This is a genomic window from Bacillus sp. ISL-46 (genome assembly GCF_018613205.1).
Genome location: NZ_JAGGQR010000008.1, coordinates 23,832 through 38,220 on the forward strand (window position 1 = coordinate 23,832; position 14,389 = coordinate 38,220).

Consider the following 14,389-nt stretch of genomic DNA (forward strand, 5'->3'; position numbering starts at 1 on the left):
ACCTTGAAAGCTTTAAAATCGTTATTTCTAAAGCAGGAAGATGTCCATTCCGTGATCGCGGGAGTGGAAGAGGGATTAAAGGAACAGTTAATTGCAGGGTTATCGGGTTCGTCAAGAACAGTTTTAACCGCTTCTATCTACGAACAAACGCAAAGGCCGATCATGCTCGTCACCCACAATCTATTACAAGCACAAAAACTCTATGATGATATTGTCAATCTATTAAGTGAGAAAGATGTTTTTCTTTTTCCAGCCAATGAGTTAATTGCTGCTGAGATGAGCATTGCCAGTCCGGAATTAAAAGCCCAAAGAATTGAAGCTTTAAACTACTGGAGCAAGCATAATAAAGGAATATTAATTGTCCCAATTGCAGGGTTAAAGAAGATCGTACCTCCTAAGTCTTTATGGAAAGAATACCAGCTCTCGTTAAAATTAGGGGAAGATATAACGATCGAGAAAACCTTAAATACATTTGTAAAAATGGGTTATATCCGAGCGGAAATGGTCACAACTCCAGGGGAATTTAGTGTAAGAGGCGGGATCATCGATATTTATCCGCTTACCGAAGCAAATCCGCTGCGAATTGAATTATTCGATACTGAAATTGACTCGATTCGTTATTTCTCGCTTGATGATCAACGTTCAAAAGAGAAGGTTCCAGAGGTTCATATTGGACCAGCAACAGAAGTAGTGTTAGAGGCAGACAATTATAGCCGCATTATTGATCATCTTGAAGCCGGATTAGGTAAAAGTCTTCGGAAACTAAAAGATGATAAAGCAAAAATGCAGCTATCGCAAAATATAAGTTTTGAATTGGAGCAGTTAAAAAACGGTCAAAAGCCTGACCAAGTCTTTAAATACCTTTCACTAGCCTACGATAGGGCTGCTAGTTTACTAGACTATCTGCCAAGCAATGGCCTTGTGTTTATTGACGAAATAAGCCGGGTTCAAGAGATGAATGATTCCTTAGTAAAAGAAGAGGCAGAATGGTATACAAGCTTACTTGGCACAGGCCAGATTATCCATGATTTACATATTTCCCATGACCTTTCAGTTCTGCTGCAAAAAAGAGAATTACCGATTGTTTATATGTCCTTGTTTTTACGTCATGTCGCCAATACAAGTCCGCAAAATATTATTAATGTCTCCTGTAAGCAAATGCAAAACTTTCATGGGCAAATGCATTTATTAAAGGCAGAGATCGACAGGTGGAAGAAAAGCAATTATTCTATTTTATTTCTAGGACCGGATGAAGAGCGGGTAAAAAAATTAGAGCGTGTACTAGAGGACTATGAAATTACTGCAAGTTTGACGAAGGGTGAACAGCAGCTGTTACCTGGCCGAGTTCAGATTATGAAAGGAAACCTGCAAACGGGCTTTGAACTGTCGATCCAGAAAATAGCTGTGATTACCGAAGAAGAATTATTTAATAAACGGGTCAAAAAATCTACTAACCGTCAAAAACTATCAAATGCTGAAAGAATTAAGAGTTACTCAGAGCTTAAAATCGGTGATTATGTTGTTCACGTGAACCATGGAATCGGTAAGTATTTAGGAATTGAAACGCTGGTCATTAATGGAATTCATAAGGATTATCTCCATATCCGCTATCAGGGGACAGATAAACTTTATGTTCCAGTTGAACAAATTGACCTGGTCATGAAGTATGTCGGTTCAGAAGGAAAAGAGCCAAAAATTTATAAACTGGGCGGAACGGATTGGAAAAAGGTAAAGAAAAAGGTTCAATCCTCTGTTCAAGATATTGCCGACGATTTAATCAAATTATATGCGGAGCGGGAAGCTGCTGTGGGTTATGCCTATTCGCCTGATGGCGATATGCAAAGAGATTTTGAAACATCGTTTGCTTACCAAGAAACAGACGATCAGTTACGATCGATTCATGAGATTAAGAAGGACATGGAAAGACCACGTCCGATGGACCGCCTCCTTTGCGGCGATGTAGGTTATGGAAAAACAGAAGTAGCGATTCGCGCGGCCTTCAAGGCCATCGCAGATGGGAAGCAAGTCGCTTTACTTGTGCCAACAACCATTTTGGCTCAGCAGCATCATGAAACGTTAAGGGAGAGATTTCAGGATTATCCGATTAATATTGGCCTATTAAGCCGTTTCCGCTCGAAAAAACAACAAACGGATACCATTAAAGGTTTAAAAGCGGGTACGATTGATATTGTCGTAGGAACACATCGCCTGCTTTCAAAAGATATTGTTTATCGTGATTTAGGGTTGTTGATCATTGATGAAGAGCAGCGGTTTGGGGTTACCCATAAGGAAAAAATTAAGAAATTAAAAACGAATGTCGATGTATTAACATTGACGGCAACACCGATCCCTAGAACTCTTCACATGTCGATGCTCGGGGTCCGAGATTTATCGGTTATCGAAACACCGCCTGAAAATCGTTTTCCTGTGCAAACCTATGTGATGGAATATAATGGATCATTGGTGCGGGAAGCGATTGAAAGGGAACTAGCCCGCGACGGACAAGTCTACTTTTTATATAACCGAGTGGAAGACATTGAACGCAAAGCCGAGGAAATATCGATGCTTGTCCCCGATGCGCGCGTGGCTTTTGCCCATGGTCAGATGACAGAAAATGAATTAGAAGCGGTGATGATTGGCTTTTTAGCTGGCGAATTTGATGTTCTTGTTAGTACGACCATTATTGAAACAGGTGTGGATATTCCGAATGTTAATACATTAATAGTCTTTGATGCGGATCGCATGGGGCTCTCTCAGCTGTATCAGCTCCGTGGTCGTGTGGGAAGGTCTAATCGTGTTGCCTACGCCTATTTCACCTATCGAAAAGATAAAGTATTAACAGAAGTCGCTGAAAAACGCCTTCAAGCGATCAAGGAATTTACTGAATTAGGTTCAGGATTTAAAATTGCGATGCGCGATTTATCGATAAGAGGGGCAGGAAATTTACTAGGGGCCCAGCAGCATGGATTTATTGACTCCGTCGGTTTTGATCTTTATTCGCAAATGTTGAAAGAAGCCATTGAAGAGCGTAAGGTTAACATCGGCGTTGCTGGAGCAGCTGTAAAAAAATCGGTAGAAATTGACCTTGAAATTGATGCCTACATTCCGGATACATATATTAAGGATGGGCATCAAAAAATAGAAATGTACAAACGTTTTAGAGGGGCCGAGACTCTTGCAGATATTGAAGAGCTTGAAGCGGAAATGTTGGACCGGTTTGGTGAATATCCGGATGAGGTTTCCTGCCTATTCCAAATCGCTGAAATGAAGGTTTATGCCCTTTTAAATGGGGTGGAACAAATTAAGCAGCTAAAACAGGAAATAACCATTTTAGTGAATGAACAGGTTACCAACACGATTGATGGAAGTAAGATTTTTCATATTGGAAGCCAATTTGGCCGAAATGTTACCCCTGGAATGGAAGGTCCTAGGCTGAAAATTGTGATCAAGGTCAAGGAGTATAAAACCTCACAATGGCTGAATATTGCCTTTGAAATGGTTAAGGCACTGTCCCAAGCAAAAAAGGGTCATGAAAATCCAGTAAATTAACTGGATTCCTCTAAACATTGGTAGAAAGTGGACCGCTTGTGGGTTTGCCCCCAAGCAATTAACTGGAATCCTGCTTTATCCAATTTGGGATAATTGTTATATATTTGAAAAATTATAACGTTTATGTATAGAACTTTCCAGATGAAAGATACTAAGTTCAAAGTTGGTGATGATTACAATAAAAGGAAAAACCGTCATCGCCAAGTTGAATAATCATCAGATGAAAGTGAGGCAACATTGGATGAAAGCAACTGGAATAGTTCGTCGAATCGATGATTTGGGTCGTGTTGTCATTCCTAAAGAAATACGCAGAACTTTGCGTATCCGCGAAGGGGATCCGTTAGAGATTTTCGTTGATCGAGACGGAGAAGTCATCTTAAAAAAGTATTCACCTATAAGTGAATTGGGTGATTTTGCCAAAGAATATGCTGAAGCACTTTTCGATAGCCTCGGGAACCCTGTATTAATTTGTGATAGAGATACCGTTATTGCAATGGCAGGCGGTTCTAAGAAAGAGTACTTAAATAAAAATATTAGTGATGTAGTTGAAAAAACAATGGAAGAACGAAATTCATTGCTGTTCACTCAAAAGGGTGATATCGCCTTAGTGGATGGAAATGAAGAAGCAATAACTTCATATACGATCGGCCCTATTATTGCAAATGGTGATCCAATCGGGGCAGTTATCATTTTTTCTAAAGAAGGAACTCTTGGCGAAGTGGAGCAGAAGGCTGTTGAAACAGCAGCTGGTTTCTTAGCTCGACAAATGGAGTCATAAAAGAACTAATCCTATTTAACAAATTTGAAAAAGACAGCCATTGCTGTCTTTTTTATTTAGTTTAAAAGGGAACTCCCCATGATATAATTACCTTCGAGTTTGTATTTTTTAGTAGGTGAATGAATGAAGTCTGTGAATCAATCAAAGGCTCTGTTTAGAGGAGCCTTTATTCTAATGCTTGCGGCCCTTATTACAAAAATTTTAAGTGCCTTTTATCGAATTCCTTTTCAAAACATTGTCGGAGATATTGGCTTTTACATATATCAGCAAGTATATCCGTTTTATGGGATGGCCATTGTCCTTTCGACGACAGGCTTTCCAGTCGTCATTTCAAAGCTCTATGCGGAGCAGAAGCAAAAAGGTGATGACGAAAAATCACGCCTGCTTCTTTTTGTATCATTTATTTATTTGCAATTATTTGGTTTTATCTGTTTCCTAATTCTTTACTTTGGTGCAAAAGCAATCGCTGTTTGGATGAATGACCCCCATCTCTCGATTCTATTAAGGGTAGTCTCGATTGTGTTTCTGTTGTTTCCAATGATGTCGATTCTGAGAGGCTATTACCAAGGGATTGGGGACATGGTCCCAACGGCACTATCACAGGTAGGGGAACAAACCACACGAGTATTGACGATTCTCTTTTTGGCCTCTCTTTTTATGGAAAAGGGTTATTCCTTCTATCTTGTCGGCGGTGGGGCCATGTTTGGTTCGATTACCGGCAGTATGATCTCAGGAATTATCTTGTTTATGTTTTTATGGATACGTAAAGAATGGAAGGTAGTAGCACCAAGGCAAGGAATGTTTCAGAGATATGCAAACGATGCAAAAAAGATCTTTAAGGCCCTTGTCTATCAGGGTCTCACGATTTGTATTAGCGGGATGCTCATGATATTTATCCAATTAGCCGATGCTTTGAATCTCTACTCCCTGCTTGTCGGAAGCGGGATTGATAGAGAAGTGGCTAAAAGCCTTAAGGGGATATTTGACCGTGGACAGCCATTAATCCAGTTAGGAACGATTGCTGCCACCTCCATGTCTTTAACCCTTGTTCCCTTAATCACAAGAGAGCGGTTGGCTGCCAAACCTGAATTTTTACAACACAAAATTCAAGTAGCTCTTAAAGTGAGTATCATTTTCGGTTTAGGTGCCTCTTCAGGTCTATGGGCGATCATTAAACCGACTAACACGATGCTGTTTGAAAATGAAGCTGGTTCAGCGGTGTTAGGGGTATTGAGTTTTGTAATCTTGTTTACGTCGCTTACCGCAACGATTATCGCCATTATGCAGGGCATGGGTGTGCTGCTATTTCCAGCCATCGCAGTTGCATGTATATTTCCGTTAAAATATATCCTAAATGTTTATTTGGTACCCTTATATGGAACAATGGGTGCTGCCATTTCATCACTTATTTCGCTGGGAATGGTCACAGCACTGCTATTCATTCAATTTAAAAAAGTCGTTCGGATTTCGCTATTCTCCCTTCACTTTTGGAGAACGATCATAATGGCCACCGCATCGATGGTCCTCTTTTTAAAGGTTTATTTATATATGTTCGGCTCGGATGATTATGGTCGAATCGAAGCTGTCTTTCAATCGTTAAGCGCGGTAATCGTTGGTGGTTTCCTCTTTTTATTGATTATTATTAGAGGCAAAGTCTTTCGTGAGGAAGAATTGGCGCTATTTCCATTTGGAAGTACATTAATAAAATTATTGGCCAGAAAGGATAGGAATTAACAATGGTAAGAAGGATTGAAATTCTTGGTTTAGGTGCAGGAGATTTGGAACAAATTCCTGTTGGTGTATATAAGAAGTTACTTAAAGCAAACTCGTTATTTTTGCGGACGAAGGAACATCCGGTGGTCTCTGAGTTGGAGAAAGAAGGATTAAGGTATACTTCATTTGATTCCATCTATGAAAAACACGATCAATTCGAGGAAGTATATGAAGAAATTGTCGAGACGCTGTTGCAAAAGGCAGAAAGCGAGACGATTGTTTATGCTGTTCCAGGACATCCACTAGTAGCAGAGCGGGCAGTGCAGCTTCTTTTAGCGTATGGTCCAACAAGGGATATTGAAATAAGCATTGGCGGTGGACAAAGTTTTATTGATGCCTTATTTACCTCGTTAAAGATTGACCCGATTGAGGGGTTTCAGTTACTTGATGGGACATCACTCAACACATCACAACTGCAAATTGACCAACATATGATTGTGAGCCAAGTATATGACCAATTTGTTGCCTCCAACGTTAAATTAACCTTAATGGAAAAATTACCAGATGATTATCAGGTTTATATCGTTACAGCGGCAGGGAGCAGTCAAGAAATAATCGAAAAAGTTCCATTGTTTGAATTGGACCGAAATGTATCGATTAACAATCTGACGTCCGTTTATATTCCGCCAGTCAAAGAGGAACAAATCCTATTGAAGAATTTTTCAAAGTTAAGGGAAATTATTGCTGAACTTAGGAGTCCAACTGGCTGCCCATGGGATAGAGAGCAAACCCATGAATCCTTAAAAAAATATTTAATAGAAGAAACCTACGAAGTAATTGACGCAATTAACCATGAAGATATTGACCATTTAATCGAAGAACTGGGCGATGTACTGCTTCAGGTCATGCTCCATGCCCAAATCGGTGAAGATGATGGTTATTTTTCGATTGATGACATTATTGAAGGATTATCAGCGAAAATGATTCGCCGCCATCCCCATGTGTTTGGAAATGGTCAGGCGGAAAATGCCGAAGAAGTGGTAAGAAACTGGCAGGAAATTAAGAAACAGGAAAAAGGTGAAGTGCCTTCTTCTTTACTTGAAGGAGTGTCAATGGCCCTGCCGAATTTGTTAAGAGCGTATGAATTGCAAAAGAAAGCAGCAAAGGTCGGCTTTGATTGGCAGGAAATCACACCTGCGCTGGAGAAAGTGAAAGAAGAACTCGAAGAATTTGTGAATGAATTAGACGGAACAGACGAGGGCATGGCACGGGCTAAAGGGGAATTTGGCGATTTACTATTTGCGTTTGTCAATGTTGCCAGGTTCCTAAAGATCCATCCAGAAGAAGCATTGTTCGAAACGAATGAAAAGTTTACACGCCGTTTTCAATTTGTTGAGGAAAAAGTAAAGGACAGTGGCAGGACTTTTGAAGAACATACACTGGAACAACTCGACCTATACTGGGACGAAGCAAAGTTATTAGGACTTTAGAAAAAGGGGAGTTTACGCATGCGTCTAGATAAATTTTTGAAAGTATCGCGATTAATCAAAAGAAGGACTTTAGCAAAAGAGGTGTCTGATCAAGGGAGAATCGAAATTAATGGGAAAGAGGCCAAAGCTTCTTCAACGGTTAAAGTCGGGGATGAATTAACAATCCGACTGGGGCAAAGAAAAGTTACCGCAAGGATTGACCGGATCCAGGATACCACCCGCAAAGAGGAAGCAGCAGAGATGTATACGATTATCAATGAAGAAAGAATTGGCTCCACAGAATTTCCAATGTAGTAACCGAGTTCTAATTTTCAAATCCTTCACATAAATTGTATCAAAAAGGTTGTACAAATGATTGTGAGGGATGTTAATGAGCCAGTATTATGATAATAATCCAACAAAGAGCAGTGTTCCAGACCATGACGTCATCATGAGAGGCAGAAAACTTCTTGAGATTACCGGTGTCAAGCAAGTGGAAAGTTTTGATAATGAAGAATTTTTATTAGAAACATCAATGGGATTTTTAGCGATCAAAGGACAAAATTTGCAAATGAAAAATCTCGATGTAGAAAAGGGGATTGTTTCGATTAAGGGGAAAATTTTTGATTTAGTTTACCTTGACGAACAGCACGGGGAGAAAGCTAAAGGATTCTTTAGTAAGTTATTCCGATGACCCTCTCGACTCAATTTATTACGTTGCTTTCAATGATAGGAATGGGGTCATTATTCGGCGCCATGTTCGATACCTATCAGCGGTTTTTAAATCGGCCGAAAAGAAAGCAGTGGATTGTATTCTTTAATGATTTATTATTTTGGATGATCCAAGCTGTGATCATATTTTACACGTTATTTTTAGTGAATAATGGGGAATTAAGATTTTATATCTTCCTCGCGCTTATTTGTGGATTTGCCGCCTACCAGAGTTTATTTAAAGGGATTTACCTTCACTTGCTGGAGGTATCGATTAAAACAACGATAGCTGTCAGCCGCTTTATAAAAAAAGCTTTCCATCTCCTGATTTATAAACCAATCTTGGGTCTTATTCAGCTAATTATTATCATTATCATTTCAACTGGCAGGGGGCTTTTAACCCTTGTTAGATTTATGGGTAAGGTTTTACTATTTATCCTAAAGATTATTTTTGTACCGTTACAAAAAATTATGTTAATTTTTTGGAAACTTTTGCCGAAAGGTCTTAAAAAATCCGTCGAGAAGTTATATAATAATACGGCAGGAAATTTTCACAAAATCAGGAATTATATAAGTAAGATGATAAATAGATGGAAAAAACCAAAAGAGTAAGGCGGTGAGGGAAATGGGAGCAGAACAAAAGAAAAGTGTGTCAAAGATCCAGACAACATATGTTAAACAGCAGGAGTATGCAGAAATTGCCTCAGCTAGGAAAAAGAAATTATTAGCAAGGCGGCTGTCGATGTTTTTGGTTTTGGCCAGTATTCTCTCTTATTTAATGATTTCCAGCACCATTTCCCAAACTGCTAAACTCAAGGCAAAGATTGCTCAAAAAAAGGAACTTAATCACCAATTAACAGACTTAAAGAATCAGCAGGATATTCTCAATGAAAATATTATTAAATTAAATGATGATGATTATATTGGAAAGTTAGCTAGAAAAGAATATTTCTTCTCTGAGAAAAATGAAATTATTTTTACGATCCCTGATGAAAAAAAGGGGAAATGAACCAATTTGTAGCCATATTGACACTGATTTTTTTCTTTTTGTATAATATAGAGTAAGATTGATTTTTTATACTTTTAAGGAGGAACATTCTTTTTATGTCAATTGAAGTAGGCAGCAAGTTACAGGGGAAGGTAACAGGAATTACTAATTTTGGAGCGTTTGTGGAGCTGCCGGGTGGCTCAACAGGACTCGTACACATCAGCGAGGTTGCGGACAACTATGTGAAAGATATTAATGATCATTTAAAGGTTGGCGACCAAGTTGAGGTAAAAGTCCTCAATGTTGAGAAGGATGGGAAAATTGGACTGTCGATTAAAAAAGCGAAGGATCGACCAGAGACGCAGCAAAGGTCCCATTCAAACTCACAATCACAACGTCCTCGTCAGGGTAGAAACAACGATCGCAATAATGCTAAGCCGGAAAATTTTGAAACCAAAATGGCAAAATTTTTAAAAGATAGTGAGGATCGTTTATCTTCCTTAAAACGGCACACAGAGTCCAAGCGTGGAGGAAGAGGAGCTAAGCGGGGGTAAACTTGCTGCTAACTTTTATCAGAATAAGAGTGGCCTTACTCAATATCTATAAATCTAAGACAGGTCTAAATGGCCTGTCTTTTTTTGTTTTTCAATAAAAAAGTGTCAGGCACCATGTGAATTCTTCACATGGTGCCTGACACCCAATGATGACACCCAACGACACTAATTACTATTATTTGAATGATAATAGTGAAAACCGTCGAACGATTCTTTTTGCTTGTTCACTAATTTGACAAACTTTTCTGACTATTAATTTTATAATTATCTGAACGATGAAAGAATAGGGAGTGTGATTTATGGAAAAGACAAATGCTAGTTTCATAGAACCAGTCAGAGAAGTTAATCTGCATTCATCGAAATGGGCTTTGCAGAGTGGAATGAAAAAAGTTCAACTAATGCTAGAGTCCTTTTTCATAAAAAAGGGGTACCTGTTATTATTGGTGGGTTTTTTGCTGGGACGGGCCTTGATTTTGGCAAAGTTGACTCCATTTTGCCTTCCCTTTTTTGCCTCTGTTTATTTAATTAAACGAGATCGGGCACCGCTTGCCTTGATCGGATTGATTATCGGTGCAGTGACCATTTCGCTAACAAATGCGGCATTTACCTTCGTAGTTACGCTTAGCTACATGGTAGTTTTCCGAATATGCAAGAAATGGTTAAGGAATGAAATGAAATCGACACCTTTTATTGTCGGTATTGTGCTTGGGCTGGGGAAATTGGCTGAAGCGTTTATACTTTCAAAGCAATTGACTCTATATGATTTAATGATGGTCGGAGTTCAAACAAGTCTTGCTTTTATTTTGACGTTAATTTTTTTACAAAGTATCCCATTACTAACCTTTAATAAACGGAGACAATTGTTAAAAACGGAAGAAATCGTTTGTTTAATCATTATGCTCGCTTCGATTATGACGGGGACGATTGGCTGGAAGGTTTATGACCTCTCGATTGAGCATATTATGTCGAGATACCTAGTATTAGTGTTTTCTTTTATAGCTGGTGCAACAGTCGGTTCGACAGTTGGGGTTGTCACTGGGTTAATTTTTAGTCTTGCTAGCGTGTCTAGTTTTTACCATATGAGTTTACTTGCTTTTTCAGGAGTCTTGGGCGGCTTGATGAAGGAAGGTAAAAAAATAGGTGTTTCAATTGGATTATTTATCGCAACGCTCCTAATTGGCATGTATGGGGAAGGCGGAGGGTCCATCCTGCTTACTGTATTGGAGTCAGCTGCGGCCATCTTCTTATTCCTCTTAACACCTCAGGTATTAACTTCTCGATTAGCAAAGTATATCCCTGGTACACCGGAGTACACAGCAGAGCAGCAAAAATATATGCGTAAGATGCGCGATGTTACGGCACAGCGGGTTTCACAATTCTCTAATGTCTTCCATGCCTTGTCCAAAAGCTTTTCACAAATGGAGATCCAACCAAAAGAAGAGCAAAATGAACGTGAAATGGATTATTTTATGAGTAACGTAACCGAAAAAACCTGCCAAACATGCTTTAAGAAGGATCAATGCTGGGCGAACAATTTTAATACAACCTATGCCTATATGGAAGAAATTATTCATGAAATGGATCAAAACGACGGGAATGTTTCTTCTAAACTATCGCGAGAATGGGAAAAGATTTGTACGCGATCAAAAAGAGTGTACGAATCGATTGGGCAAGAATTAATGTTTTTTCAAGCCAATCAAAAGTTGAAAAAGCAGGTTCAGGAAAGCCGCAGACTAGTTGCGGATCAATTGTTAGGTGTGTCTGAAGTGATGGATAATTTCGCGAAAGAGATCCAACGGGAAAGAGAAAACCACCACAAGCAGGAAGAACAAATTATGGAGGCCATGCAATCGTTCGGAATCCATATAGAACAGGTGGAAATCTATAGCCTCGAGCAAGGAAATGTCGATATTGAGATGTCTTTGCCATTTTGCGATGGCCATGGTGAATGTGACAAATTAATCGCACCGATGTTATCCGATATTCTCGGTGAAACCATTGTCGTTAATAAGGAAGAATGTGCAACCATACCGAATGACTTTTGCCGTGTGACATTCAGATCATCAAAGGCGTTTACGGTAGAAACAGGAGTGGCCCATGCTGCCAAGGATGGGGGGCTTGTATCTGGAGACAGCTATTCGACGATTGAACTTGGATTAGGTAAATATGCGATAGCTATTAGTGATGGAATGGGAAATGGGGAGAGAGCCCATTACGAGAGTAAAGAAACACTGCTTCTATTACAAAAAATCCTCCAATCAGGAATCGAGGAAAAAGTAGCAATTAAATCTGTTAATTCCATACTTTCGCTCCGGACGCAGGATGAAATTTTTTCTACATTAGATTTAGCGATGATTGATCTGCAAAATGCTTCAGCCAAGTTCCTTAAGATTGGATCCACACCAAGCTTTATTAAAAGAGGGAGTAAGATTATTAAAATTCAGGCAAGCAATCTGCCAATAGGAATGATTCAAGAATTTGAAGTGGATGTGGTCAGTGAACAACTAAAAGCTGGAGATTTACTAATTATGATGAGCGATGGGGTGTTTGAAGGTCCCTTGCATGTAGAAAATTATGATTTATGGATGAAAAGAAAATTACAAGGATTAGAGACAGATAATCCGCAGGAGGTAGCTGATTTAATTCTCGAGGAAGTCATTCGATCGAGATCTGAAATCATCCATGATGATATGACCGTGACCGTAGCGAAAATAAAACACAATACGCCAAAATGGGCATCCATTCCTGTTCCCAAACTGAAACGGCAGGCCTAATAGAGTATTTTATACCGTCTCTCATTAAAATATGTATAAATCATTTAGATCCCGTCGAAAATGGTACCAATACATGTTGTGAAGGGAGAAGGTTATGTATACAGGGAAAATTCGCCAAATTTTACTAATCACCGATGGATGTTCCAATCAAGGGGACGATCCAATTGCCATGGCTGCACTAGCGAAAGAACAAGGAATCACTGTTAATGTCATTGGTGTGATGGAGCAGGATACCATTGATGAAAAAGGAATGACCGAAATTGATGGGATCGCGATGTCAGGCGGGGGAGTCAGTCAGATTGTCTATGCCCAGCAGCTCTCTCAAACCGTGCAAATGGTGACTCGTAAGGCGATGAACCAAACTATTCAGGGTGTGGTTAACCGTGAATTGCAACAAATTTTGGGACGATCGCAAACAATGGAAGACCTCCCGCCTGAAAAACGGGGCGAAGTGATGGAGGTTGTCGATGAATTAGGAGAAACTGTCGAATTAGAAGTGTTGATTCTTGTCGATACAAGCGCAAGTATGAAACACAAACTTCCGACAGTTAAAGAAGCCCTGCTTGACCTCTCTCTAAGCTTGAACGCTCGAACAGGAGATAATCAATTTTCGGTATATGTATTTCCCGGGAAAAAGAAAGATGTCGAAAAATTGCTGGATTGGACACCTAAATTGCAAACTCTGACAAGTGTATTCTCCCAGTTGTCCACTGGAGGAATAACACCGACAGGGCCCGCGTTACGGACAGCGTTATCCTCTTTCGAAGAAAAACAATCCCTAAGGAGCCTGCTTTCACGTGATGATGAATCATACTTTGAAGAGTCAATGTAAGGTAAGCCAAGGGACAATCATTTCAGGGAAATGGCATTTAAAAAAGTATAAAATTATAAAGGAACTTGGATTTGGAGCAAACGGGGTGGTCTACCTTGCTGAGCATAATAGCACTCAAGTCGCTTTAAAAATGAGTGATAATGGTATGTCAATCACTTCTGAGGTAAATGTTTTAAAATCCTTAGCAAAGGTCCAGGGACCCCCAACCCTTGGACCTTCTTTGCTTGATGTCGATGATTGGCAGAGTAATAACGGACGCATTTCCTTTTATGTGATGGAATATATCCAAGGACCAGACTTTTTATCTTTTTTACAACAAAAGGGGAAATCCTGGACAAGTGTGTTATTTTTGCAGCTTTTAAATGATTTAGACAAGCTTCATGAAAATAGCTGGGTATTCGGTGACCTAAAGCCAGAAAACTTAATCGTCACAGGTCCTCCTCCAAAAATAAGATGTATTGATGTTGGCGGCACGACCATTCAAGGAAGAGCGATTAAGGAATTCACGGAGTTCTATGACCGCGGTTATTGGGGACTGGGGTCTAGGAAAGCTGAGCCTTCCTATGACCTGTTTGCAGTGGCAATGATTATGATTAATACCGCCTATCCAAAAAGATTAACGAAAACCAGTGGAGGAATATCGCAATTAAGAGATGCGATCCGACAGAAGCCGGAACTGCTAGCGTGGGAAAAGGTCATCCTAAAAGCACTTCAAGGCCATTATAGCAGCGCTAAACAAATGAGAGCAGACTTATTAGATCTTATGGTCGATAAAAAAATGCCCGATCCGCTATTAAAGCCCATTGGTCCGACCAAACCTTCCCAAAAACAGCCGCCCCGGCCAGATTCAAAAGGGAACCAGCCTGTAACAAGGCAGCACTATCGGAAAAAGAAAAAAAAGAGTGGCTGGATGGAATTTTGGTTAATAGCGATCGTGTTAGGTCTTTTATATGGCTGGTACACATTTAATAAATTGCTGTAATTGTTGAAACTATTCCCAAGGTCATTCGTATAAGAAGAA

At 39.6% G+C, this 14,389-nt stretch carries 12 protein-coding genes; all 12 read left to right on the forward strand.

Annotation, left to right across the window (positions count from 1 at the left end; all coding sequences use genetic code 11):
• The first annotated feature begins 3 nt into the window (after positions 1-3).
• The 12 genes from mfd to J7E67_RS03230 all read left to right on the forward strand — a co-directional run bounded on the left by mfd (position 4) and on the right by J7E67_RS03230 (position 14,350).
• Positions 4-3,549: a transcription-repair coupling factor gene (gene mfd / locus J7E67_RS03175; RefSeq protein ID WP_214730998.1), complete on the forward strand. Its 3,546-nt coding sequence runs from the start codon at positions 4-6 to the stop codon at positions 3,547-3,549.
• 241 nt (positions 3,550-3,790) lie between these two features.
• Positions 3,791-4,327, forward strand: a complete 537-nt coding sequence (gene spoVT, locus J7E67_RS03180) for a stage V sporulation protein T (RefSeq protein ID WP_214717308.1) — start codon at positions 3,791-3,793, stop codon at positions 4,325-4,327.
• Positions 4,328-4,450: 123 nt separating this feature from the next.
• Entirely contained in the window at positions 4,451-6,061 is a 1,611-nt protein-coding gene (locus J7E67_RS03185; RefSeq protein WP_214717307.1) for a putative polysaccharide biosynthesis protein, read from the forward strand.
• Between the two features lie 2 nt (positions 6,062-6,063).
• Positions 6,064-7,530 (forward strand): bifunctional methyltransferase/pyrophosphohydrolase YabN, encoded by a 1,467-nt coding sequence (gene yabN / locus J7E67_RS03190; RefSeq protein ID WP_214731000.1) that lies wholly within the window; start codon positions 6,064-6,066, stop codon positions 7,528-7,530.
• Positions 7,531-7,548: 18 nt separating this feature from the next.
• A complete protein-coding gene (locus J7E67_RS03195) occupies positions 7,549-7,824 on the forward strand; it encodes an RNA-binding S4 domain-containing protein (RefSeq protein WP_088084933.1) in 276 nt (91 codons plus the stop codon).
• Positions 7,825-7,900: 76 nt separating this feature from the next.
• Positions 7,901-8,203: a sporulation protein YabP gene (gene yabP / locus J7E67_RS03200; RefSeq protein ID WP_168241468.1), complete on the forward strand. Its 303-nt coding sequence runs from the start codon at positions 7,901-7,903 to the stop codon at positions 8,201-8,203.
• Positions 8,200-8,832, forward strand: a complete 633-nt coding sequence (gene yabQ, locus J7E67_RS03205) for a spore cortex biosynthesis protein YabQ (RefSeq protein WP_214717305.1) — start codon at positions 8,200-8,202, stop codon at positions 8,830-8,832. The genes yabP and yabQ overlap by 4 nt, the downstream gene beginning before the upstream one ends.
• A 13-nt stretch (positions 8,833-8,845) precedes the next feature.
• The gene (locus J7E67_RS03210) at positions 8,846-9,229 is read left to right on the forward strand and encodes an FtsB family cell division protein (protein ID WP_214717304.1); all 384 of its coding nucleotides are present in this window, start codon (positions 8,846-8,848) and stop codon (positions 9,227-9,229) included.
• A 95-nt stretch (positions 9,230-9,324) separates the two neighbouring features.
• A complete protein-coding gene (locus J7E67_RS03215; protein ID WP_088084937.1) occupies positions 9,325-9,762 on the forward strand; it encodes a S1 domain-containing RNA-binding protein in 438 nt (145 codons plus the stop codon).
• Positions 9,763-10,061: 299 nt separating this feature from the next.
• Positions 10,062-12,536: a stage II sporulation protein E gene (spoIIE, locus tag J7E67_RS03220; protein WP_214717303.1), complete on the forward strand. Its 2,475-nt coding sequence runs from the start codon at positions 10,062-10,064 to the stop codon at positions 12,534-12,536.
• Between the two features lie 94 nt (positions 12,537-12,630).
• Entirely contained in the window at positions 12,631-13,368 is a 738-nt protein-coding gene (locus J7E67_RS03225; protein ID WP_168241471.1) for a vWA domain-containing protein, read from the forward strand.
• Positions 13,337-14,350: a serine/threonine protein kinase gene (locus J7E67_RS03230; protein WP_214717329.1), complete on the forward strand. Its 1,014-nt coding sequence runs from the start codon at positions 13,337-13,339 to the stop codon at positions 14,348-14,350. The genes J7E67_RS03225 and J7E67_RS03230 overlap by 32 nt, the downstream gene beginning before the upstream one ends.
• The last annotated feature ends 39 nt before the right edge of the window (positions 14,351-14,389 follow it).